At 54.7% G+C, this 24,721-nt stretch carries 20 protein-coding genes; 13 read left to right on the top strand and 7 right to left on the bottom strand.

The features are described from left to right. Positions 1-9: 9 nt before the first annotated feature. The 10 genes from PW844_RS16720 (at position 10) to hutH (ending at position 12,403) form a co-directional block, all read left to right on the top strand. Complete coding sequence (locus tag PW844_RS16720) at positions 10-612, top strand: glutathione S-transferase family protein (protein WP_299454072.1); 603 nt, start codon at positions 10-12, stop codon at positions 610-612. Positions 613-691: 79 nt separating this feature from the next. After that, positions 692-2,323 carry a urocanate hydratase gene (locus PW844_RS16715; protein WP_299454069.1) on the top strand — a complete coding sequence of 544 codons (1,632 nt, stop codon included), beginning with the start codon at positions 692-694 and terminating at the stop codon, positions 2,321-2,323. Between the two features lie 5 nt (positions 2,324-2,328). After that, entirely contained in the window at positions 2,329-4,638 is a 2,310-nt protein-coding gene (locus tag PW844_RS16710) for a molybdopterin-dependent oxidoreductase (protein WP_299454067.1), read from the top strand. A 114-nt stretch (positions 4,639-4,752) separates the two neighbouring features. Continuing rightward, positions 4,753-6,150 carry an amidohydrolase family protein gene (locus tag PW844_RS16705; protein WP_299454065.1) on the top strand — a complete coding sequence of 466 codons (1,398 nt, stop codon included), beginning with the start codon at positions 4,753-4,755 and terminating at the stop codon, positions 6,148-6,150. Next, positions 6,144-7,385 carry a Zn-dependent hydrolase gene (locus PW844_RS16700; protein WP_299454062.1) on the top strand — a complete coding sequence of 414 codons (1,242 nt, stop codon included), beginning with the start codon at positions 6,144-6,146 and terminating at the stop codon, positions 7,383-7,385. Before PW844_RS16705 ends, PW844_RS16700 begins: the two co-directional genes overlap by 7 nt. A gap of 70 nt (positions 7,386-7,455) precedes the next feature. Continuing rightward, entirely contained in the window at positions 7,456-8,559 is a 1,104-nt protein-coding gene (locus PW844_RS16695) for an ABC transporter ATP-binding protein (protein WP_299454059.1), read from the top strand. Further along, entirely contained in the window at positions 8,556-9,206 is a 651-nt protein-coding gene (locus tag PW844_RS16690) for an ABC transporter permease (RefSeq protein WP_299454057.1), read from the top strand. Before PW844_RS16695 ends, PW844_RS16690 begins: the two co-directional genes overlap by 4 nt. Then, on the top strand, positions 9,203-9,931 hold the full coding sequence (locus PW844_RS16685; protein WP_299454054.1) for an ABC transporter permease: 729 nt from the start codon (positions 9,203-9,205) through the stop codon (positions 9,929-9,931). The genes PW844_RS16690 and PW844_RS16685 overlap by 4 nt, the downstream gene beginning before the upstream one ends. Next, positions 9,928-10,800, top strand: a complete 873-nt coding sequence (locus PW844_RS16680) for an ABC transporter substrate-binding protein (protein WP_299454051.1) — start codon at positions 9,928-9,930, stop codon at positions 10,798-10,800. Before PW844_RS16685 ends, PW844_RS16680 begins: the two co-directional genes overlap by 4 nt. 85 nt (positions 10,801-10,885) lie before the next feature. Continuing rightward, positions 10,886-12,403, top strand: a complete 1,518-nt coding sequence (gene hutH / locus PW844_RS16675; protein ID WP_299454601.1) for a histidine ammonia-lyase — start codon at positions 10,886-10,888, stop codon at positions 12,401-12,403. A gap of 41 nt (positions 12,404-12,444) precedes the next feature. On the opposite strand, the gene PW844_RS16670 is transcribed toward hutH, so the two are convergent. The 7 genes from PW844_RS16670 to PW844_RS16640 all read right to left on the bottom strand — a co-directional run bounded on the left by PW844_RS16670 (position 12,445) and on the right by PW844_RS16640 (position 22,487). Further along, positions 12,445-14,634 carry a TonB-dependent siderophore receptor gene (locus tag PW844_RS16670; RefSeq protein WP_299454048.1) on the bottom strand — a complete coding sequence of 730 codons (2,190 nt, stop codon included), beginning with the start codon at positions 14,632-14,634 and terminating at the stop codon, positions 12,445-12,447. A 339-nt stretch (positions 14,635-14,973) separates the two neighbouring features. Beyond that, positions 14,974-15,978: a substrate-binding domain-containing protein gene (locus PW844_RS16665; RefSeq protein WP_299454046.1), complete on the bottom strand. Its 1,005-nt coding sequence runs from the start codon at positions 15,976-15,978 to the stop codon at positions 14,974-14,976. Next, on the bottom strand, positions 15,968-17,398 hold the full coding sequence (locus PW844_RS16660) for an inositol monophosphatase family protein (protein WP_299454044.1): 1,431 nt from the start codon (positions 17,396-17,398) through the stop codon (positions 15,968-15,970). Before PW844_RS16660 ends, PW844_RS16665 begins: the two co-directional genes overlap by 11 nt. Positions 17,399-17,452: 54 nt before the next feature. Continuing rightward, entirely contained in the window at positions 17,453-18,556 is a 1,104-nt protein-coding gene (locus tag PW844_RS16655; RefSeq protein WP_299454041.1) for an ABC transporter substrate-binding protein, read from the bottom strand. A 30-nt stretch (positions 18,557-18,586) separates the two neighbouring features. Further along, entirely contained in the window at positions 18,587-19,660 is a 1,074-nt protein-coding gene (locus PW844_RS16650; protein ID WP_299454038.1) for an ABC transporter ATP-binding protein, read from the bottom strand. A 1-nt stretch (position 19,661) separates the two neighbouring features. Then, a complete protein-coding gene (locus PW844_RS16645) occupies positions 19,662-21,473 on the bottom strand; it encodes an iron ABC transporter permease (RefSeq protein WP_299454035.1) in 1,812 nt (603 codons plus the stop codon). 102 nt (positions 21,474-21,575) lie between these two features. Continuing rightward, positions 21,576-22,487, bottom strand: a complete 912-nt coding sequence (locus PW844_RS16640) for a LysR family transcriptional regulator (protein ID WP_299454032.1) — start codon at positions 22,485-22,487, stop codon at positions 21,576-21,578. Between the two features lie 110 nt (positions 22,488-22,597). Between PW844_RS16640 and PW844_RS16635 the strand changes: the two genes are divergently transcribed. Genes PW844_RS16635 through PW844_RS16625 form a run of 3 tightly spaced genes read left to right on the top strand, consistent with a single transcriptional unit; the run spans position 22,598 to position 24,715 of the window. After that, positions 22,598-23,023, top strand: a complete 426-nt coding sequence (locus tag PW844_RS16635; protein ID WP_299454029.1) for a VOC family protein — start codon at positions 22,598-22,600, stop codon at positions 23,021-23,023. A 44-nt stretch (positions 23,024-23,067) separates the two neighbouring features. Then, entirely contained in the window at positions 23,068-23,793 is a 726-nt protein-coding gene (gene pxpB, locus PW844_RS16630; RefSeq protein WP_299454026.1) for a 5-oxoprolinase subunit PxpB, read from the top strand. After that, entirely contained in the window at positions 23,783-24,715 is a 933-nt protein-coding gene (locus PW844_RS16625; RefSeq protein WP_299454024.1) for a biotin-dependent carboxyltransferase family protein, read from the top strand. Before pxpB ends, PW844_RS16625 begins: the two co-directional genes overlap by 11 nt. The last annotated feature ends 6 nt before the right edge of the window (positions 24,716-24,721 follow it).

Raw genomic sequence — 24,721 nt, 5'->3', positions numbered from 1 at the left:
GGACGTATTATGATTAAGTTGTATGACAGCAAACTTTCCGGCAATGCATGGAAAATTAGATTGATGTTGAATTTTTTGCAAATCCCCTACACCAGGGAAACCTTAAATCTGGCGGAAGGTAAGCATAAAGAAGAAGCCTTCAAAAAAAGAAACCCATTTGCCCGTATCCCGGTAGTTGAACTTGCTGATGGGCGTCACCTTAATGAGTCAAATGCTATCCTGCTTTATTTTGCCGAAGGTTCGTCATTGCTACCTGCCGATCCGGTCATGCGATGCAAAATTAATTCGTGGTTGTTCTTTGAACAGGCGGATTTATTGCGTTTCCTGGCTTATCCACGTTTTTATACCATGACGAACCAGCGTGAAAAGTTTGCCGATATCATTGCGCATTATATGGAGTTGGGGAAAGTCGCCCTTACTCATGTTAATCAGGCGCTGGAGAACAGTAGCTGGATCGCCGGGGAAAGTTTAAGTGTGGCCGATTTCAGCCTGTATCCTTATATCTCGATGGCGGAAGAAGGTGGATATAACTTAGCGGAATGGCCAGCTATTCAACGCTGGATTGGTAATTTCAAAGATATTCCCGGTTATGAAAATCTGGTGAATGCCTGATTATTATTTCTTTCGCTAACAGGTGGGTGGCACGACGTTGCTGCCAGGGTTAATTTTTCGACCTTTCAGGATCATAATTATGTCTCGTCACATCACTGCCCAGCGGGGTAGCGAATTGCGCTGTAAAGGATGGCGTCAGGAAGCCATTCTCAGAATGCTGGAAAATAATCTGGAAAATGCCGAGAACCCAGACCAGCTGGTGATTTATATGGCCTGGGCAAAAGCCGCACGCGACTGGGCCAGTTTCGATCACACGGTTGCGGCCTTAAAACGGCTGGAAACCGATCAGACGCTGGTGATGCAATCCGGCAAGCCAGTCGGCATTTTCTCTTCACAAAACACCACGCCAGTGGTCCTGATGGCAAATGGCAATGTTGTCGGCGGCTGGGCTGGCGATGATGACTATCGCGCGCTGGAACGTGCTGGGTTGACGATCATGCCGGGCATGACGGCGGCAGCCTGGCAGTATATTGGCAGCCAGGGCATTTTGCAGGGCACTTATGAAACCTTCATGTCCGCTGCACGGCAACATTTCTCTGGCAGCCTGGCGGGTCGGCTGATTGTCACGGGCGGATGCGGTGGCATGAGTGGCGCGCAACCACTTGCCGGGCAACTGGCCGGGGCCGCAACGCTGGTGGTGGAAGTGGACGCGAGAAAAATTCAGCGCCGCCTCGACAGTGGTTACTGCCAGGTGCTGACCTATGAACTGGATGAAGCGCTGGCCCTGTGCGCCGAGGCGCAGTCTGCCGGTAAAGGGATTTCCGTCGGTTTAGTCGGGAATATCGCCGAAGTCCTGAGCATCCTGGTTGAGCGCAATCTGACACCGGACATTGTGACTGACCAGACCATCGCTGACCCGGTCAACGGTTATTTCCCGCTGGGTGTGACGCCTGAAGCGGTTGCCAGCCTGCGTCAGACCGATCCGGAAAAATTAAAGGCATTGTCGTATGCCACACTCAACCAGCATGTTTCAGCCATGCTGACGTTGCAGTCGCGTGGTGCCATTGTTTTTGAATATGGTAACAACCTGCGCAAATATGCCAGCGAAGCGGGCGTCAGCGCAGCCTTTGACATCCATTCCTTTATTGAACTGTTTATTCGCCCCCTGTTTTGCCAGGGCATCGGTCCATTCCGCTGGATCGCGGTGAGCGGCAATCCCCAGGACATCTATAAGATTGATGAGCTGGTGCTTGAGTTGTTCCCGGAAAATCAGCGCATCGTCGACTGGATAAAAACCGCCAAAGAACATGTGCAGTTTACCGGTCTGCCCGCGCGTATTGGCTGGATGGGGTACGGTGAACGCAAAAAGCTGGCGCTGGCGGTGAACCAGCTGGTGGCGGCGGGTGAAATTGGGCCGATCGCTTTTACCCGTGATCATCTCGATTCAGGTTCTGCCACTTTGCCGCATCGTGAAACGGAAAATATGGCGGACGGTTCCGACGCGATTGCTGACTGGCCGATTCTCAATGCTCTGCTCAACTGTGGTTCAGGTGCCGATCTGGTGGCCGTGCACTCTTTAGGCAACTGGGGGGTATCTGCCGGGGTCACCACCGTGGCAACGGGGGATGAAGAGTCTGCCGGGCGTTTAGCCCGCGTGATGGATAACGATACCAGTATCGGGATCCTGCGCCATGCCAGTGCCGGTTATGAGACAGCGGTTGATCTCGCTATCGAATCCGGACTGGGTATTGCGGCACAGTTCAGGGGCTGATATCGATGTCACAGTCATCCACGCGCTCCGTTCTGACCTCAACGCACTGGGGGATTTACCAGTTGCAGATTGAGAACGCGACCATTGTCGGCGTGCAGCCCTGGGCGGATGATCCGGAACCCTCGGCGATTGGTGAATCGCTGCCGGAAGCGGTTGATAGTCCGGTGCGCATTGCCCGTCCTTTGATCCGCCGTGGCTGGCTGGATAAAACCCTCCGCGACCGTAAGCCGCGGGGCCGGGATGAATTTATCGAGGTGTCCTGGGACGAAGCACTGGGGCTGGTGGCGGGAGAGCTGGATCGTGTGCGGCGGCAATATGGTAACCCGGCGATTTATGCAGGTTCCTACGGCTGGGCCAGCGCTGGACGTTTCCATCATGCCCAAAGTCAGATCCATCGTTTTTTGAATCTGGCCGGGGGCTATACCGGCTCAGAGAATACCTACTCATCTGCGGCAGGTGAGGTGGTTCTGCCGTATATCATTGGCAATCAGCGCGGGTTGGTGAGCCATTACACCACCTGGGAGCAGATCGCCAATCATAGCGGCCTGGTGCTGACTTTTGGCGGCTTACCTGGCCGCAATAGCCAGATTCAGGGCGGTGGCGTCGGCAGGCACAATCATCAGCAGGCGCTACAACATGCTGCTGAGCAGGGCGTGCAGTTTATTAATGTTTCGCCCTGCCGCCAGGATATGCCGGAGCAGATGGCGTGTGACTGGTTGCCCATCCGCCCAAATACCGATACCGCGTTGATGCTGGCGCTGTGCAGTGAATTGATCCGGCAGCAGCGGCACGATATGGCGTTTATTCAGCGTTATACCGTGGGTTTCGAAAAGGTTCTGGCCTATTTACAGGGTCAGGACGATGGCATAACCAGGGATGCAGCGTGGGCTGCGCAGATCTGTGACATTCCGCAGACAAAGATTATCGAGCTGGCAGAGTTAATCGCCGCGAAGCGCACCATGATCATGGTTAACTGGGCCATTCAGCGCGCGGAATACGGCGAGCAGCCCTACTGGGCCGCTGTGACCCTGGCTGCTTTGCTTGGGGATATCGGTTTACCGGGGGGTGGATTCGGCTTCGGCTACGCCTGTCTGAACGGCGTGGGTCAGGATGAACTGGGCTATCGCTGGCCAAGTCTGCCGCAGGGGAAGAATCCGGTTGAGGACAGTATCCCGGTGGCCCGGCTGGCCGATATGCTGCTGTCACCGCATGCGGAATATGCCTTTAACGGCAAGACGCTGCGTTACCCGGATATCCGCCTGGTGTACTGGGCGGGCGGTAACCCTTTTCATCATCATCAGGATCTTAATCGTCTGGTTGAAGCCTGGCAGCAACCGGAAACCATTATCGTGCAGGAACCATTCTGGACGGCCACCGCACGTCATGCCGATATTGTGTTGCCAGTCACCACTTCATTTGAGCGCAACGATCTGGCGCTGGTGAACCGCGATAACACCGTGGTGGCGATGAAGCAGGCGATCCCACCTTTCCGGGAAGCGCGGGATGATTACCATATTTTCCAGGGACTGGCGCGACTGATGGGCTTTGAAGCGTCGTTCACCGAGGGGAAAACAGCAGAAGACTGGGTTGCCGAACTTTACGAGCAATCGCGCAGCCGCAATCCACAATTGCCGCCGTTTACCCAGTTCTGGCAACAGGAAGTCACTACCTTCCCGTTACCTGACAGCCATTTCAACCTGCTGGCAGAATTTCGTGCCGATCCGCTGGCTCATCCTCTGCGCACGCCTTCGGGCCGCATTGAATTGTTTTCACAGCAGGTTGCCGATTTTGGTTATGCGCAGTGCCCGGGGCATGCGGTGTGGCTGGCACCGGATGAATGGCTGGGATCGGATCTGGCCCGGCATTATCCGATTCATCTGTTATCGCCACAGCCCGCGGACAAATTGCACAGCCAGTATGATCACGGCAAACACAGCCGCGCCGGGAAAATTGCCGGACGTAATCGTCTGCTGATGAATGCAACTGATGCCGATGCGCGGGGAATTGGCGAGGGCGACATCGTGCGTATTTACAACGCGCGTGGTCAATGTCTGGCCGGGGTGAGGCTAACGGATACCCTGATACCCGGGGTGGCGCAACTGCCCACCGGTGCCTGGTTTGACCCGATCTATCTTGACGATGGCTGCCTGGATAAGCATGGCAATCCCAATGTCCTGACGCAGGATAAGGGCAGTTCTCCGCTTGCGCAGGGACCCAGCTGTAATTCTCTGCTAGTGGAAATTGAGCGCTATGCAGGCATAGCGCCGCCTGTTACGGCATTTACCCCGCCGGATATTTATTACCAGACTGAATAAGTCTGCGGGTTATTCAGCATTAAATAATGCGTGAGAAGTCATGCGGTTTTAACAGCCTGGGTGATTTCATTCCGATTTGCAGTGGTATTAATTTAAATTTAAAAAGGTATGAATATGTCTTCGCAGAAATTCACATGTGAAAAGGTCATCACAGGTATCGTTGTTCTGGCCGACAGAATGATTGATGACGGTTTTGTCGCGATTAACCAGGGACTCGTTGTCGCGGTAGGTTCAGCAGAAGAGGGCGTGCCTGAAGCGAATGAGGTTATTGATTATCGTGGTAGCTATATTTTCCCCGGTGCGATTGATGCTCAGGTTCACAGCCGCAGTCAGAAAGACAATGAAGATTTTATCTGGTCAACGAAGGCCGCTGCTGCGGGCGGTGTGACCACCATCGTGGATATGCCTTATGATGCCGGGCGTTTAATCTGCAACGAAGCACTGTTTAACCTGAAAAGAGCAGAAGCAGAAGCTCAGGTCAGGGTTGATTTTGCTTTGTATGGCACGGTTCATCCAGAGGAAGGCAAACAACATCTGGCGGCGATGGCGCAGGCCGGTGCCATCGGTTTTAAATTCTCCAGTTTCGGCACCGATGCTCAGCGTTTCCCGCGTATTGCCCCGCATATGCTGCATGAATGTTTTAGTGAAATCGCCTCGCTGGGTTTAATTGCTGGCGTGCATAATGAAAATGATGAGTCGGTTAAATTCCTGATTGAAAAATTGAAACAGGAAAATATCACCGACTATCGCGCGCATAATCTTTCCCGTCCTCGTTATACGGAAAATATCGCCAGTGCCGAAGTGTATGAACTGGGCGCGGAAACAGGTTGTCGTGCGCATATTGTTCACTGCTCGAATGGCCGTGGTATTCAATTATGCAAGAGTTATCGTGACCAGGGATACGATGTGACCGTCGAAACCTGTCTGCATTATTTAACGCTCAGCGAAGAAGAAGATGTTGCCCGGCTGGTCGGAAAGGCAAAAATTAATCCACCGGTGCGCCAGAAAGCGGAGCGTGAAGCCTTGTGGCAGCATCTGGAACAGGGAAATATTACCGTCCTTTCCACCGATCACGTTAGCTGGTCACTGGATCGCAAACAATCCGCCAATATGTTTGAAAACGCTTCAGGGGCGTCTGGTCTCGAACTGCTGGTGACGCTGGCGCTGACCGGTGCTGAACAACGCAATGTGGCCTTTCATCATCTGGCGAAAGTGCTGAGTTATAACGCGGCGCGGCTGTTTAAACTGGATAATTGCAAAGGCGCATTGGAATGCGGCAAAGATGCCGATCTGATCATCATTAAACGCGACCCTTATATCTATTCGGCGGCGGTCAGCGGCAATAACTTCTCTGGCTGGTCTCCTTATGATGGACGCGAAATCTATTACCGGGTTGAACGCACCATGCTGCGCGGTGAATGGATCTATGCCGACAATATGGTGACGGCAGAACCCGGCAATGGCCAGTTTGTGTCGCCACAGACCCGCCGTCAGGAGCCGGGCACATGCTGATCAACGACAATCGGATGTGGCAATGGCTGCAAACCCTGAGCCAGTACACCGACCCGGCGCAACCCTACACGCGTCGTTCGTTCAGCGATCGTTTCCTGCAAGGACGTGGCTGGTTAACCCAACTGATGCAGGAGCTGGGGCTGGCAACTCGCATTGATAGCGCGGGCAATCTGATTGGTACCCTCCAGGGGACTGATCCCGACGCGGGAACTGTCGTTATAGGCTCTCACAGCGATACCGTGCCAGGGGGCGGGCGCTTTGACGGTATCGCCGGGGTGATTGCCGGGCTGGAGTGCGTGGCAGCCATGGGCCATGCCGGTTACCGGCCACGGCACACCCTTGAAATCATCGATTTTCTCGCGGAAGAACCCAGCGAATGGGGTGTTTCCTGCGTCGGCAGCCGGGGAATCAGTGGCTTTCTCGATGAAAAATTACTGGCGACACCACACCCGGTAAGTGGAGAAACGCTGCGGGAGGCGGTACGGCGTATGGGCGGCAATCCTGACCAGCTGTCTGTCAGAAACGACATCACCGCCAGTTTTGAACTGCACATTGAACAGGGGCAGATCCTCGAACATCACGAGGAGGATATCGGTATTGTCAGCGGCATTGTCGGGATTTTACGTCTGACGCTGACGTTAAGCGGCCAGGCCGCTCATGCCGGTACTACACCAATGGCGATGCGTCAGGATGCGCTGGTGGCGGCGGCCAACGTGATTCAGCGTGCCGATAGCCATGCGCGTGCGGTACTTAAAACCACCGATCACCATCTGACTGTCACCTGCGGGCAAATTTTCGCCTTACCCAACGCCAGCAATGTGGTGCCGGGTGAAGTCAGGCTGGTGTTTGACATCCGTTCAGACAATCACGCGTTGATGGAGACATTCGCCGCATCACTGCGAGCGATCGCCGCACAGGCAGCGGAGGAGTGCAGTGTCTCGTTGCATGACTTTGAAGTCCTGACGGACACCCATCCGACCTTATGTCACCCGCAGCTGATGGCGTTGATTGAGCAATCATGCCAGCAGCGCGGATGGTTATCCCGGGTCATGCCCAGCGGTGCCGGGCACGATAGCGCCTTTATTGCCACCCTCGCCCCCGCAGCAATGCTGTTTGTTCCCAGCCTGCTCGGCAAAAGCCACTGTCCGGAAGAGTGGACATCACAAGAACAACTGGCGCGTGGCATCAGCGTATTACTGGATTCTTTTATCGCTTTTGACCAGCACGACTCCTGAACACCAGATTGCCGCCCCTCATTCAGCGTTCATTGCGGGGTGGCACAGAAAATAAGGTAGTGGATTAATCATGATTTCGTTCGAGAACGTCACCAAACATTATGAAGATGGCACGCTGGTTGTTGACCGGCTGTCCTTAACGGCGCCGACCGGGAAGCTCACCATTCTTGTCGGGCCATCAGGATGCGGCAAAACCACCACATTACGCATGATTAATCGGTTAATTGAGCATTCATCGGGGAAAATTTTACTCAATGGTCAGTCCATTGAAGAAATGGATGTGGTCAAACTGCGCAGAAGAATTGGCTATGTCATTCAGAATGCGGGGCTTTTTCCGCATAAAAACATCATTGATAACATCGCTGTGACCGCCATTCTCAACGGTGCAACCCGCCAGGCGGCGCGTAAAACGGCACACGAATTGCTGGAACGGGTGGGGTTATCGGCAGCACTGGCAACCCGCTATCCCTGGCAGCTTTCAGGCGGACAGCAGCAGCGCGTCGGTGTTGCGCGGGCGCTGGCTTCTGACCCGGAATTTATGCTGATGGATGAGCCATTCAGCGCGGTTGACCCGGTGGTGCGTGAACAGCTGCAGGATGAATTTCTCCGTCTGCAACGGGAAATTGGCAAAACCATCATTATGGTCACCCACGATATTGATGAGGCGATGAAGCTGGGAGACCAGGTCGCGGTGCTGATGCCGGGTGGCAGACTGGCGCAAATGGCATCTCCGGCCACATTGCTTAGCGCGCCTAAAAGCCCGTTTGTTGCTGATTTTATTGGCCGGGATCGTGGCTACCGCCGCTTAACTTTCAGCCCTTTGCACCCGCAGTTGCCTTTGCAGCCTGAACCCAGTATCAGCGTGGGCGAGAGCGTGGCCAATGCCAGAGCGCTGGCTCAGGGGCGCTGGATCCTGGTCACCGAAGATCAGAAACCGCTGGGATGGTTTGATGTGGAACAGACCACGGCAGCAACCGTTGACCTGCACGACATTAATCTTGGCAGCACTTTCTCGCCTTTATCCGGCACGTTACGTCAGCTGACGGACGCGGTTCTCAGCTCCCCCTGCCAAAGGGGCATTATTGTTGATGACCAGCAACGCCTGTTAGGGGCAATGGATTTTGATAATGTGCTGGAAACCCTGCGTGCCAGTAATAAGGAGGTGGGGTTATGAGGTTTGATTGGTTATGGCGGCAAAGCGATCAGATCTTCCAGCTGTTTATCTGGCATCTCTGGCTGTCTGTGGTGCCGGTGTTTATCGGCTTATTGCTGGCTATCCCGATTGGACGCTTAATTCAGGCTGTGCCGCGCCTGAAAGCGGTCATCCTCAATCTGTTTGGCCTGCTATATACCATTCCCTCGCTGGCGCTGTTTATTTTGCTGCCCGCCGTGCTGGGAACACGCATTCTCGACACCATCAATGTGGTGGTGGCGCTGACAATTTACGCCTTCGCCTTATTGGTGCGTACGGTATGCGATGGACTGGATTCCGTCGCGCCGGATATCCGCCAGGCGGCTCTCGCCCTGGGATACAAACCCTTGCAGCAATTTGTTGCCATCGATCTGCCGATCGCCATACCGGTGATTGCCGCAGGTATCCGTGTTGCCATCGTCTCTAACGTCAGCATTGTCTCGATTGCGGCGCTGGTGGGCACGCCACAATTAGGCAGTTTGTTTACCCAGGGTTTTCAGCTGCAATTTCTGACGCCGATCATCGCCGGGGTGGTGTTGTGCATTCTGCTGGCCTTTATCCTCGATAACCTGGTGGTCTATGGCACCCGTCGCCTGGTGCTGTGGCAACCGGCAAGGAGAACATCATGATTGACTGGTTTGCTGATGGCGCACACTGGACGGGCGATAGCGGCTTATGGGTACTGATCTACCAACATCTGATTTACAGTGCGGTTGCCCTGATTTGTACCATGATCGTGGCCTTTCCGATTGGTTGCTACTGCGGCCATACCGGCAAAGGTGAACGATTATTACTCGGTTGCGCCAACGCTCTGCGGGCTTTGCCTTCATTTGGCCTGATCATTATCCTGGTGATTGTTCTGGGGCCGGTTTTTACCTCGGATTTAGCCTTTATCATTCCGAGCCTGATTGTGTTAATTGCCCTGGCACTGCCTTCGATCATGCTTGGCATCTGGTCGGGAATAACCAGTATCGATCGTACCGTGATTGATGCCGCCAGAGGAATGGGATATTCCGACTTACGTCTGTTATTAACCGTAGAATTACCCTGTGCCTTACCCTTGATTATTTCAGGTATTCGTAGCGCAACGCTGCAAATCATCTCCACCGCCACCATCGCTGCTTATGTTTCATTAGGCGGTCTGGGACGGTTAATTATTGATGGGCGCGCACAAAACGATTACCCACAGATGATTGCTGGCGCAGTGCTGGTGGCATTGCTGGCACTGCTTGTTGATTGTTTTTTTTCACTGCTGATCAGAATCATTGTTTCCCCTGGCATTTTACGGCGGGAGTCCCTGCTGAAATCACCCATCCGTTTATTTTCTACACGCAACCGGAGTTTGCTTAAATGAAATTGAGTCATTTTTTTGCCGTGTCACTGTTTTCTCTCGCGTTTGCTCAGGCATCCTATGCGGCAACGCCAACAACGATTATTGTCGGATCGGCGGATTTTCCTGAAAGCCAGCTGTTAGCGACTATTTATGCGGATGCGCTGGCAGCGAAGAATATTCATGTTGAAAGGAAAATGAATATCGGCAGCAGGGAGGTATACATGCCCGCGCTCACTGATGGCTCGATCAACCTGATTCCGGAATATACCGGTGCGGCTCTGCAATATTTTGATAAGAATTCTACGGCGAAAAGCAGCGATCAAGTGACCAGTGACCTGAAGAAGGTGTTGCCAAAAGGGATTGCCATGCTGACGCCCTCACTGGCTCAGGATGTGGTGACCCTCGCGGTAACGAAGAAAACCGCCAGTGAATATAATCTGAAAGATATCGATGATCTTAAGGATCACAGTAAAAATATGATCCTCGGGGGTCCGGCAGAATGGAAAACCCGCCCGGAAGGGATCCCCGGATTAAAATCAGTCTATGGGTTGAATTTTAAATCCTATAAAACGCTGGATGTCTGTGGTCCGCTGACGCTTTCTGCCCTGGAACACGGGCAGGTGAATGTTGCCTGTGTGTTCTCCACCGATCCTGCCATTAACACCAAAAATCTGGTGTCGTTAAAAGATACCAAAAATCTTAATCCGGTGCAGAATGTCGTTCCCTTGCTGTCCGCCGATAAGGCAGATAAGACCGTGAGTGATACGTTAAATGCGATCTCGCAGGCGTTAACCACGGAAGATTTGATTGCGATGAATGCGCGTCTTAATGATCATGATGATTTTGATACGATCGCCAATGACTGGCTTAAAGCACATAAAATAAACTAACTCCACACGGTGGAAGAGGAAACTCTTCCACCTGATTATCATGACGGCTGGATATGAAATGAAAGACTTCATGCATGCAGTGTTGATGAAGCAAGAGCGTGTGATATTAAGCGATCAGGGATGTTCCGTTGACGATATTGTGGCAATCGCTGCCGGGGCTAAGGTTTTACTTGATACCGCCTCTCTGGAAAATATGCGCAAAACGCAGATGCTTATGCAGAGTGCAATAACCAGTGGCATGCCAATTTATGGTCTGACAACCGGTATCGGTGATTTGTATTCCGTCAAATTGACCCCTGAAGAGATCAAACGCACTCAACTGAATATGCTGCGTAGCCACGCCAGCGGAGTCGGTGAACCGCTCGATGCCGGCAATGTCAGGGCGATTATGGCAACCATCATTGTGGCGATGCTGAAAGGGGCCAGCGGTGTTTCACCTGAGTTGCTCCAGATTATGGCGGAAATGCTGAATAAAGGTGTCATCCCGCGCGCCCCAATGGGTGGTTCTGTCGGCTATCTGATTGCGACGGCGCATATCGGGCTGGCGGTGTTTGGCGAAGGCGAGTCCTGGTATGAGGGCGAACTGTTATCCGGCGCTGAAGCACTGCGTCGTGCTGGTATTGCGGTGCGTGAACCGGGACCGCGTGAAGGGCATGCGCTGATCAGTGGCACTTATGAGATCAGTGGCCTCGGGGCAATAGCACTGGTCCGCTGCGAGGCGCTGATCAAGCTGGCCGATCTCGCTGGTGCGATGAGTCTGGAAGCCATGAAGGGGAATACCCGTGGTTACGATCCACGCTTGCATCGCTTTCGTCCGCATCCTGGTCAGACCGAAACCGCCGAACGCTTAGTGAAAATTTTAGCGGACAGTGCAATCCTGGCTCACTATCGTGATCATCGCTTGCAGGATGCGCTGAGTTTGCGCTGTATTCCGCAGGTGCACGGTGCGGTGCGGGATGCTATCGCCTGGTGCCGACGCGTGCTGGAGATAGAAATCAACTCGTTAACCGATAATCCGGTGTTTATTGTTGAAGATAACGCGTTAGTCGCCCTGCCTGGTGGTAATGGGCATGGTGCTCCGGTGGCACTGGCACTTGATCACCTGGCGATAGCGATTGCCGCTTTATCAACGATATCGCAGGCCCGCAGCGATCGGCTGGTGAACGGCCATCTGAGTGGTTTACCGGGATTTCTTTCCGCTGATCAGGGCGGTGGTTCGGCATTCTCCATCTCGCCTTGCGTGGCAGCGGCGCTGTCTGCTGAGAATCGTCTGTTGGCGGCCCCGGCGTCAGTACACACCATGTCTACGGTGGCGGGACAGGAGGATCATATTTCACAGGGCGCGGCATCAGCGCGTAAAGCGCAGGCTGCCACCCGTAATCTGGCCGATTTATTAAGTGTCGAATTGCTGTGCGCGGCCCAGGCACTGGATTTTCATGCACCATTACAACCCGCTACTGTCACCTCAGCGGCGCTGCAATTGATCAGAACAAAAGTGGCGTTTCGCGATCGTGACCGCGCCATGTACCCGGATCTGGCGGCGGTTCGTCAGTTCATTGATAACGGCGAGCTGAATAAAATTGTTGATGCGGTAATGGCATAACGCGCGTCAGGCACCCAGCGGGTGGGTGCCTGATAAAACGATCAGAACACGACGGAATAGTTCAGCCCAAAGGTTCGGCCTCGCCCCTTGTAAGTATAAAGACCGGCATCACCGTAAGTCGGACTGTACAGACCCGGCGCGCGCTGGCCCCAGACGGTGGTGTAATCTTTGTCCAGCAGGTTTTCGACACTGAAGCTGAGTTTGCCGATCGGCAGGTCATAACTTCCCAGCAGATCCACCGTATTGTAACCATTGATTTTTTTGCCATCCGCATCGGAAACATCGAAGGTCTGGGTGCTCTGCACTCGCAGATTCCAGTTACCTGGTGCCCAGTTGAGCCAGGCGCTGACTTTAGAAGGGCTGGCGCTATCCACGCTCAGCTTCTGCCACTTTCCTTCGACACGGGTTTCAGATTTGATCAGATTGAAATTGGTCCCGGTACTCCATTCGCTGTCGCTAAAGAAATAATCCACCTGACCTTCCACGCCATAAATGCGGCGTTTGTCGTCGTCGAGGTTAATCGTCATGTCTGTTTTGTTGATGCTGATGGTTTTATCCGACAGGGAATAATAGGCCGCGATTTGGGTTCGCACATTATCGCCGGTAAAACGCCAGCCAAGTTCATAGGCATCAACCTTGATACCGTCCAGTTTTGAGTTATTGACGTTGACGCTATTGGTCAGATTGTAGTGACCATTACTGAGCTGATAGGTGCCGGACCCGTAATATTTCGCCAGATCCGGGATTTCAAAGCCTTGCGAAAAATTGAACCACAGCTGCTGACGTTCCGTCAGATGTCCCAGGATACCCGCATTGAAAAGCAGGTTGTTGTAGTCGGTGGTGCCGCCAGGAACCGCATCTGCCGAGTTGGCTCGACCAGTGGCAATCGCCTGCTGCTGGGCATAGCCGACAAAATCATCCACTTTATTTTTGGTGTACTGATAACGCACGCCGCCGCTCAGCGTGATGGCGGCAAAGTCGTAGCTGGATTGCAGGAACGGCGCGAGATTAGTAATACTGTAACCCGGGTAGCGACCCACATTATACGCATTGTTCAGCGTCATCCCACCACTGGCGGCAGCGGTGGTGAGGTCAAAAAATTGCTGATTAGCATCAAAGGTTTCATGTTCTGCATCGAGACCATAAGTCAGCGTCAGGGCATCAACCGGCTTGCTGTTAAGCGTCAGTTTTCCGCCATAAAAATCCGTTTTTTGTTGTGACGCACCGATGCTGGTAACGCGCCCGCCACTGAGCGTCGGGAAGGGGTAAAACGTCAGACTTTCATCGCGATAGTAAATCTGGGCAACCAGATCCTGACCGAGAAAATCGGTATTCGAGTATTGCAGATTAATCAGATGACGTTCAGTGCCGGGAAGACGATCTGAATCCAGATTGCCGCTATTGTAAGCATTACCCGAGCCTGTCACGGCGGAGAAGTTCTCTCCCAGATACAGGCCGTGTTTGCCATCCGACTCGCTTTTATAATACTGCGTTGTCAGCTGCAATTGCTGATGGTCGTCGATGTTGAGCGTTCCCGTGCCCATGACATCCAGGCGGTCGGAATATTGCAGCCCGGTCTGGGTGTTATCGATAATGACTTCATCGCCCTTACCGTCATACCAGCCACCGTAACGCTGGTATGCCACTGACAAGCGTCCAGCTGCCTTGTCATTACCGCCACTGACTGCTGCGGCGATGTTCTCATCATGATCGTTATGACTGTTAAATCCGCTTTTAAGTCCGGTTTGAACTTCAACCTGCGTTTCTGCCTGACCTTTTTTGGTGACGATGTTGATCAGGCCGCCGGTACTGCCGCCGCCATAAAGCGATGTCGCCCCTGAAATCACTTCAATGTGTTCGATATTAAAAGGATCGATGGAATCCAGCTGACGGCTGTCGCTACGCGATGAATTGAGACGCACGCCATCAACCATCACCATCATGGAGCGTCCACGCATATTCATACCGTAATTGGTCCGTCCCTGACTGCTTACGTCCATACCAGGAATGAGCTGCGCCAGAATTTCCTTCAATTCCTTGCCGCCCCGAGCCTGCTGCTCGATCTCGGCCTGTTCAACAATCCACGTGGTTTGGGCCATTTCCGTCACGCTGCGGTGTGAACGGTTGGCAGACACCACCAGCTGTCCATCCGGTGACTCCTCCGCCCAGGCCACGGAAGAGAGCATGGCAAGCAGGCAGGGTTTTATGACCCAGAGATAAGGTTGTTTCATGGTTATCTTTCCCAGAATATATTTTATGTTATTGTTTAATATTAATTTTATTGCAATACGGGTAGAGCACAGGAGAAGGGCGAGTCATAAATACCGGCCGGGTCATCGCGCTAATACCCGGATTTACAGAAGGGTGATTCATAAGGGAAACTCATCTTATTGTTGATAATGATTATCGTTATAATAAGTATTTCTTTTACATTCTCAACAACATCCTGAAATATTTACATACTTATTTTTAGCGAAATCCTCACAAAATTAATGCGTTTGTCATTCCGGATGGCGGGAAGATGCGCTTTGCGCTGGCACAATCTTCCACTGCAAAACCCGAAATCTGTCTCAGTCTTTTAAACTAATACGCCGCACCGGCAGCGCCTGAAACACCCGGCGGCTCGGTCTATCGGCGGTGGGGGACAGTAGTAGTTCGCAGGTGGCTTCGGCCATCTCGGCCAGCGGCTGGGAAAAGGTGGTGAGTTGATAACCCAGCCAGCTGGCCTGTTCGATGTTATCGAAGCCAATTACACTGATATCCTGTGGAATGCGTAAACCAAACTCATATCTCGCCGCATCCATAAACCCGCAGGCGATAAGGTCGGTTACGCAGAACACGCCATCCGGGCGTGGCGTCTGACTCAGCAACTCCCGCGCCGCATCGACACCGCTTTGATAGCTGGCGCTACCGGGCCTGACCAGCGACACCTGAGTCCCGGCTTCAGCCGCGGCTGCCAGAAAGCGGGTTTCGCGGATCACCATACTTGGCGAGCGCGCAGAGGAGGAAACCAACGCGATCTGCTGACAGCCCGCGTTAACCAGCAGCTTAAAGGCTTCATTCATGGTCGAGCTGTAATCGATCTCAATGCTATCTGCTCCGGCAAACTGCCCCATGCGGTTGATCACAATCACCTGTTGACCACTTTGCAGACATATTTCAATCAGCGAGCTGGGGGGCTTGCCTGACAACACAATGGTTGCCGTGGAACGGTAGTTAAGCGTCTGTTGCAGGGCTTCTCTGGCACTGTCCTCGCCGTCATCGGTGTTGATCACCATCACCGCCCGGCCATATTTATTCAGGCTGCGGGTAAGGTGTTCCAGTAAACTGGCCTGGTACGGCGACGCCAGATTGCCGCCGAGGATACACACCGGGCGGCTGGCCTCTTTGGAGAGGCCACGCGCCAGATGATTGACGTGATAATTAAGCGCCTGTGCGGCCGCGAGCACTTTACGCCGGGTTTCCGCCGAAACGCTGCAGCCAGGGGTAAAGGTGCGCGACACCGCGGAACGGGAAACGCCCGCGAGGCGCGCCACCTCGGTGGCGCTGGCAAAACCCGGATTTTTACCGCTCATGACGCAAACCTGCTGCGCTGAGTGCGTTTTCGATGGCGATGGCATGCTCCGCCAGCCGGGTCAGCGAGGGTTTAGGTGTCTCAAACCATTCATCCGGATGGAGCTGACGCTTGTCACGGACCACGGTCAGGGCATCATCCAGGGTTGGATAGCGTTGCGGACATTCAAGGTGCATAAACAATGCCACCAGCGCGACAGAGCGACTGCGTCCGCCACGGCAGTTAACCAGAATATTGCCCCTTTTGCGGTTGCGGTAGGAGGGTTTATCAGGAATCTGCTGCTGGAGCGCCGAGCGCATCAGGTAATACCCGGCATGCAGCATTTCTGGCGCATTGCCGTCGCCGTCAATCAGGCCGAGTTTGTAGTAACGCACCGCACCGGAACCGTGATTCAGCAGATGTGCTGCTGCAAGATCTTCCGGGGTGGTGACCCAGTCGATATCGAGGTTCACCGCGCAGTTAATCACGATACCAATATCATGTTCGGCCAGCAGCGCTGCATCGCACACGCCGCTGGATCCGCCGATATAGATATCCACCTCCCAGCCGGGAAAATCGCTGACGATTAAACTTAGCGGCGGGCGGGGATAATGCGTTGTCAAGGTCGGGAGCGGCGTTGGCGGGGTGTCCAGTGGGATGCCTGAGGCGCGTGCAACGGAGGCCGCGATGCCTGGCGCGGACGCCAGTACCGGCAGGCCGTTAAAAATACCGGCTGCATCGGCGGGAACCGGCCCGGTCTGGCCGCCTGCTTCGCGCACCAGCAGCAAGCCTGCGAGACAATCCCAGGCATTCATATGCAGTTCAACATAACCATCAGTGCGTCCTTCCGCGACCCAGGCCAGCGCCAGCGCACCGGAGCCGCCGCGACGCACGCTGGCCCCCTGATTCAGCATGGCAGCCATCACATCGAGATAGCGGCGCTGACTATGACGGGAAGACCAGCCCAGTTCTAAAGAGGCCTGCTGCATATCGTCAATGGCGTTACAGTGTAACGGTTGATCATTTTTCAGCGCATAGTGACCACGGCGCGTCTGGTAAAGCTCCTTGCTGACCGGGTTGTAGATGGCACCCAACTCGGTGATGCCCCGGTGAACCCAGGCAATACACACGCAGAAATGGGTGATGCCGCGGGCATAGTTGGCGGTGCCATCAATCGGATCTACCACCCACAAACTCTCTGCACTGGCGGGTGGATGGGCGCTCTCTTCGCCCAGCACCAGGTCGTCGGGGAAGGCGTCGGTGATGGCCTGCAACACCAGCGCCTCAACGGCGGTGTCGGCTTCGGTGAGAATATCCTGATGGCCTTTGAGTTGATATTCACCCGCTTTGCGCGATTGAAAATAACGCAACGCGGACTCTCCCGCCTCGATGATAATGCGTTTTAGCGCCGCTTCTCGTTGTTCTATATCGATATGGGTCAAGGTTATCTGCCTGTGATGAAGAGAAAAAGGGTGATCGCCTGGTCTGGTCAATCGCTATTTTTGATAGTTCAGGCTCCAGATATCCTGCCAGTCCTGACGGCTTTTCCAGTCGTTTTTGGCCGTTGCCGTCAGGTATTCCATCAATTCTGCCCGGTATTTTTCGATGCCGGAGGCTTCATCAGCAGGCAGTTTTACCGTCTGATTGGTAGACATTTTGCCGTCTACACCCTGTGGGGCTATGCCTTCAGCCGTTAACAGATAATGAATAAACAGTTTAGCCGTATTCGGGCTATGGCTACCGGTGGCGATCACGCCGAGGCTGGGATAATTCCAGCCAATAAAGGGTTTCATGCCACTGCACAGGCCCAGTTTCATGCCCAGCTTGTTGTCTCGAAATTTGGCAGTTGAAACCAGCCCAACAAAATCAGTTTTGCCATCCGGCGCGCCAATGGCGGAAGCGGCATCGTTATCAGAATGGGTGAGCAAAACGCCGTTGCCTGCCAGCGCTTTGACGAAAGCCGCGGTGGCCGATTTTTCATCGGTTTGCAGCGGTTTGCCGAACTCCTGCTGGTACGCATCGCGGATCTGCTGATCGTAATGGGTTTCCATCTGGCTGAACCAGTCGGTATACGCGGGTTTGCTGGTGGGATCCTGCATCGCCACCCGGCCATGCCACTGCGGCTCGGTAAGCTGCCAGATATTGGTGACCGGGCAGGTGGTGTGATGATCGGTGTTGTAGGCGAAGACGTTCGGTGCCAGCACCACGGTTAGCGGTTGCTGATAACGGGCGGCAATGTTGCCGCGCAGATCCTCTGGCACCCAGCTTTGGGCATAACCTTTATTGATCAGCTGTGTCATCCCGGCTGGCGCATCCTCGACAATGGCTACATCCGTCCTGACATTCTTTGCCTGCGCTTCACGACTCATGATTTCAATGATCTGCGGGGCATCGGCTTTTACCCCGGTCGCCTGTAACCCGTATTGCTCACTGAAAGCTTTCGCCTGCTGCACAATCTTCCCGGTGGAGGCATAGACGGTAATCGGTTGTTCTTTTTTGGCGGCAGCGATCAGGGCCTGCAAATCGAAGGATTCCGCCTGGGCCAGCGGGCCGCTGAGTAAGGTACTGGTGACGAAAAGGGCGGTTAAACGACGTTTCATTTTGCTTCCATCATCAAGTGAACAATTGGGTTAAAGGGCAGGGACACGCTGCCCGTGGCTGTTAAAGAAATGCAGGGAGTGAGCGGGTAACTGGCAATGCACCTGCTGCTGTGCCTGCCAGCGCGGTCGCAATTGGGTGGAGTGGAACAGATGATCATTGCCAGCCACCAGTTCAATCACCCAGCTGCCGCCAGTGGGCATGATGTTATCGATGGTCATTGGCACGCTGTTGCTGACGGATTCCGCGCTGATCACCACTTCTTCTGGCCGGATCCCGCAGACCTGCGCCGGTGCGTCCAGCGAAAAGCGCTGCTGTAAATGCTGCGCCAGCGGGCTTAACGGCTGATCAAGCGGGATCATATTCAGCCTTGGCGTGCCGATAAACTCGGCGACAAAGCGGTTCGCTGGGGTGGCATAGATTTCATCCGGCGTGCCGACCTGCTGCATCTGCCCGGCGCTCATCACCGCGATGGTGGTGGCGAGAGTCATCGCCTCCCACTGATCGTGGCTGACAAAAACAATGGTGGTGCCGAAGGTGGCATGTAAGCGGCGCAGCTCGGCGCGCATTTCCAGCCGCAGCGTGGCATCGAGGTTAGACAGTGGCTCGTCAAGCAACAGCACGCCGGGGTTAACCGCCAGCATGCGCGCCAGGGCAACACGCTGCTGTTGTCCGCCAGACAGCTGGGCCGGATAACGCGCGGCGTAATCGGCGATACGCAGTTTCTCCATCACGTCGCGGCACCGGGCAACGCGCTCTTTAGCCGGGACTTTTTGCAGACGCAGACCGAAATCCACGTTCTGCTCCACGGTCATGTGCGGCCAAAGCGCGTAGCTCTGAAAAACCAGGCCGATGCCGCGTTTCTCAGGAGGCAACCAGGTCCCCTGCAGTACGGAGTCCACCACGTTGTCTCCGATGATGATTTCGCCACCGCTGGCATGCTCAATCCCGGCAATCATGCGCAGGATAGTGGTTTTACCGCAGCCGGACGGTCCGAGCAGGCACATAAATTCGCCGTCTTTAACTGTCAGGTTGATGTTGTTGACCGCTGGCGCGCTGCTGCCAGCATAGGTTTTGGTCAGATTGGATAAATGGATTGAGGGCATGTTAGTTCTCCAGACCATCGGCCAGACCAGTCCCGGTGATTTTCTGAATGATCACCGTGCCAGCCCAGGAAATAAGCGCAATCATCAGCACCACGGCGTTGGCCGCCTGCTGGTAGTTGTAGTCAATCAGACGCAGGGAATAGGTGGTCAGCACATCTGTGGCCGGGGTCGCGAGGATGACGAACAGGCTCACGCCTTTAATGCCAGAGATAAACGGCAGCAGGATCCCGGTGGCCAGCGGGGCCGCCTGAATGGGGATAACAATGCGGGAAATGCGCGCGAACCAACCGGCACCGGCGATACGTGCCGCTTCTTCCGCTTCTTTGCCTAACTGGGTCATGGCCGCAATACCGGAACGGCTGGCATAAGGCATTTTTTCGGCAATTAATGCCAGGATGAGAATCAGCGGGGTGCCGTACAACGCCGGTACCGGTCCGCGCGCCACGGCAAACAACGAAAGAAAGGCGGCGGCAAAAGCGATGCCGGGCACCAGATACGGCAGGAAGGTTAACTGACGCAAGAACGCTGCGATCCAGCGCGAATGGCAGCGCATTACCGCATAACCCACCAGTAAGCCCAGCACCCCACAGGCAGCGGAGGCGGAGCCGACGATCAGCAGCGTGTTCCATACCGTATGCCAGAATTCCGGCGTCAGCAGGATGCCGTTATGCAGGGCGACGGTATCGAGGTTATGCCCGATCCAATACGCCAGCGTGAAGTTGTCGGCGGTGAAGCGGCCTGGCAGGGTCATCACCGTTGACAGGAACAGGGTGATCAGCGGAATCGCCACCCCCAGCAGCACAAACGTCAGCGGCAGGAAGGAGGCCAGTATGCGCCAGGAACCCAGCTGGCGGCGACGTTCCATCACGCCTTTACCGCCGACGGTGACGAAGCGTTTTGCCTCGCGCAGCATCTTCATATCGAGGATCAGGGTGATCATCCCCATCAGCATTATCACCGTGGCGATAACCGCTGCCACGCCGGACTGGCGAGTGCCAATCGCCCGGTATAACCCGGTGGAGAGGGTGTCGAAGTGCACCGGAAGCCCAAGAATATAGGGCAGGGCGAACTCACCGATGCAGTCGGCGAAGATCAACAAGGCGGCAGACAACAGCGCCGGGCGCATCAGCGGAATGATAATTTTCCAGGCAATGGTGCGGCGCGAGGCACCCAGCACCCTGGCGCATTCTTCCATCTGGCTATCCATGCGCTTCAGGGCATTGCCGACAATCAGGATCACCAGCGGCGCGTAGTGCAGCACCATGATCACCACAATCGGGAAGTAACCATAGGCCACCCAGTTTGGCGTCTGGATCCCCATCGCCTCCAGCCAACCCGGCTGACCGCCAATGGCGTGATTTTTAAAAATGGTGGTCCACGCCAGGGCGAAGGTCCAGGAGGGCAGCATAAACGGCACGATAAGCAGGGTGGCGAACCACTTTCTGCCCGCGACGTTGGTGCGGTTGATTAGCCAGGCCAGCGTCATCCCGACGATCAGTGCACCCACCATGGTGCTTAGGGCCACGGCCAGCGTATTGAGTAACGGTGTCCAGAGCAGCAGATCCGACATTTTTGATGTCAGGGTGCGCAGCAGGTAGTAAGTGGTGAATGCGCCCTCAGTGGCATCGGTGCGGCCTTCGTCGCCACTTTGCACCAGCACGGCATTCAGCAGTACCGCAACCACCGGGGCAAGAATGATCCAGCTAAATAGCATCATCAGCAGTGCACCCAGCAGATTCGCAGGCTCCTGGCTGATGATGGACAACGCGTGGCGAAGTTTCGTGCGCGGGTGAGTTTCGGCTTGATAAGACACAGATGCATCCCTGTCGGTTGAAAACAGACAGGAATATATCGGTGCAATGTGACAGTTTTGCGACCTTTTTGCACATATGTGCAAAATGTTGCGCGCGGCAAATTAACCGGCGGAAACCGGAGCTTCGCCTGAGGGGAGAGCCGCCTGTTGCAGGCACTCGATGATCAGGCGATGTAAAGGGGCATTATGGTTGGCATAGCGCGTGACGACGATCAGTTCGCGGTAGAACGTCAGCTCGCCAAGGGGGAGAATACGCAAGGCACACTGCCGCTCCGTCCATAATCCGGCCCAGGGAACCAGCGCGATACCTAAGCCGCTCTCAACCATTTTTACGATGGCATCGATTTCATCCACTTCCAGCGCCAGTTTGGGTTCCAGACGATGTTCACGCAGGAACATGCTGACTTGACGCCCACCAAACGAGGTGCGGTCATAGCGAATAAACGGCTGGCTGCGCAGCAACGCCAGCGGTTCGTCGCCCGTAAGCGTTGCGGGCGCAATAAGCACATAAGGTTCGCGCACCAGCGTGTTATGCCATAGCTCTTTCGCCAGCGGAAATCCCGGTTTGATCACCACGGCAAGGTCAATATTCCCCGCTTCAACCTGGGTCAGCAGGTTAAAAGAAACCCCCGGCAGCAGTTTGGTCTCCAGCCCTGGTGCGGTGGCGTGCAGTTGAGTCAATGCCTGCGGTAACAATCCGGTCTGAATCGAGGATATCGCGCCAATTTTTATCGAACCGCGATAATCATTCAGGTTTTCGGGCTGGGCCATGCGGGAGAAAATTTGCAGAATCTCTTCGGCCATCGGTAACGCGCGATTGCCATCAGCATTGAGAATGGCGGTGCGACCGGAGCGGTCAAACAGCTGCATTCCCAGCGCTTCCTCCAGGCTGCGAATTTGCGCACTGACTGCCGACTGGGTTAAGCCAATCCGTTGTCCGGCAGCGGCAAAAGATCCTAACTGAGTTACTGCTACAAAGGTTTTTAGCTCACGCAGCATAATATCCACACTCATCGAAAAAATTGTTGTTTGACGAAAAATATATTCGCTTTTAATAAAAAATTTTATCCTTATTATCACAGAATCACAACGACACCAATACAACCTTGATTCTGGAGCACAACATGGCGTTAAGTCCTTTTCACCTTGCGATTCCTGTTTACGATCTGGCTGCTGCGCGTAGCTTTTACGGCGAAGTCTTTGGTCTGAGCGAAGGTCGTTCCAGCACCCAGTGGGTGGACTTTGACTTCTATGGTCACCAGCTGGTGATCCACGAACATCCTAAAACCGCGAACCAGGATCATGCGCATACCAACCCTGTCGATGGTCACGATGTGCCAGTGCCGCATTTCGGCATCATTCTGAGCTGGGAAGAGTGGGAAGCGCTGGCTGCCCGCCTGCGTGATTTCAAGACTGAATTCGTGATCGAACCCTATGTCCGTTTCAAAGGTCAGGTGGGCGAGCAGGCAACCATGTTTCTGTTCGACCCGTGTGGCAATGCGCTGGAATTCAAAGCGTTCAAAGATATGAGCCAGCTGTTCGCTCGTTAAGCCACTGCCAGGGCGAGGTTCGCCTCGCCAGATCACGGGACACTATGGTCAAGAAAACATTGACGTGGCGGCGCGATCCTTCAGGTGAACGCTGCATGATTGTCACCTTACCCGGGCATTCCGCCCCCCATACTCTGCTCTCCCAGCTCGCGCGATTTCTGCATGCTAATCCACTGCCTGGCGTCCGTGATATCGTCCCTGCGGCGCATTCGCTCGGTATTCACTATCAGCCGGAAGTGCTGTGGCGTATCGATAATTCCCTGTCACCTTACAGCCAGCTGGTGAATCGCCTGGATGCAATCTTGAGTCGTTTTTCCCCGCAGGAAACGGAACAGGGCCGCGAGAGGGTCATTCCTGTCTGCTATCAGGGGGAGTACGCGCCGGACCTGATAAATATTGCGCAGCATTGCGGGATATCACCCGAGGAAGTGGTCAGCCGTCACCAGCAAAAAGTCGTCGATGTACTGATGCTCGGCTTCTTGCCCGGTCATCCCTACCTTGGGGCGCTGGATGCGATCTTTACCTTGCCGCGTCGCGCTACACCGCGTCTTTCTGTCGCAAAAGGATCGATCGGTATCGCCAACCAGATGGGGGTGATTTACCCACTGACCTCACCGGGCGGCTGGAATCTGATAGGGCGAACGCCACTGACGCTGTTTTCCAGCGAACGCCAACCGGCGTGTCTGCTACAGGCCGGTGATCGGGTGCGCTTTCGCGCCATTGATGAAGCGGAATTCAAAGCGCTGGAGGACATGTCGTATGTCGCTTGAGGTGTTACACCCGGGTATGGCAAGCAGCCTGCAGGATGAAGGGCGTTACGGTTATCAACAGGCGGGTGTTCCGGTGTGTGGTGCGATGGACCGCTACTCTCACCGCCTTGCCAACCTGTTAGTCGGTAATCAGCGCGATTGCGCTTCTCTGGAGATTACCCTGCTGGGGCCACGCCTACGCTTCTGGCGTCGTGCTGTTATCGCACTGTGCGGGGCCGATCTTTCACCGCATATTGATGGGCAGCCGGTGCCCATGCAGCAGGCGATTTCTGTTCCTGCCGGGACGGTGCTCGGTTTTGGTCAGCGTCGGCAGGGAGCGAGGGCATATTTAGCCGTGCACGGTGGCTTTCATGTTTCACCGACGATGAACAGCCGCAGCACTTGCCTGATGGCGCAGTTTGGCGGTTTTGCCGGACGCTATCTGCGTCAGGGCGATCATCTGGTTACCCGCAGTGCCTTTGCCAACGCCACACCCCGCGTATTGCCCTTTAACGCGCCAGCGCTTTTCCCTCGCGAGCAACAACCCATTCGCCTGATGGCCGGACGTCACTGGCAGCAACTCTCCGCTGACATGCAGCAACGCTTTCTGGCTGCTGTTTATCGCATCGGCCAGGATTCGAATCGCATGGGCTATCGCCTGGAGGGGGAAGTGATTACCCGGGAACAGGCCAGGGAACTGCCTTCGGAAGCGGTGGATTACGGTACCCTGCAACTGCCGCCCGATGGACAGCCGATTATCCTGATGGCCGATGCGCAAACCACCGGCGGCTATCCAAAAATTGCCCATGTTGCCAGCGTCGATCTGCCGCGCCTGGCGCAAATGCTGCCTGGCGACGAAATACAATTTCGGCTGATCAGCGTCGATCAGGCACAACAACTGGCGATTGAGCGTGCAGCATGGCTGAATGCTTTGTGCACGTAAGCGTTA

Source organism: Pantoea sp. (genome assembly GCF_028283705.1).
GTDB lineage: Bacteria > Pseudomonadota > Gammaproteobacteria > Enterobacterales > Enterobacteriaceae > Pantoea.
The sequence above is the reverse complement of the archived record's forward strand: the minus strand, read 5'-3'. Positions and strand labels throughout refer to the sequence as shown.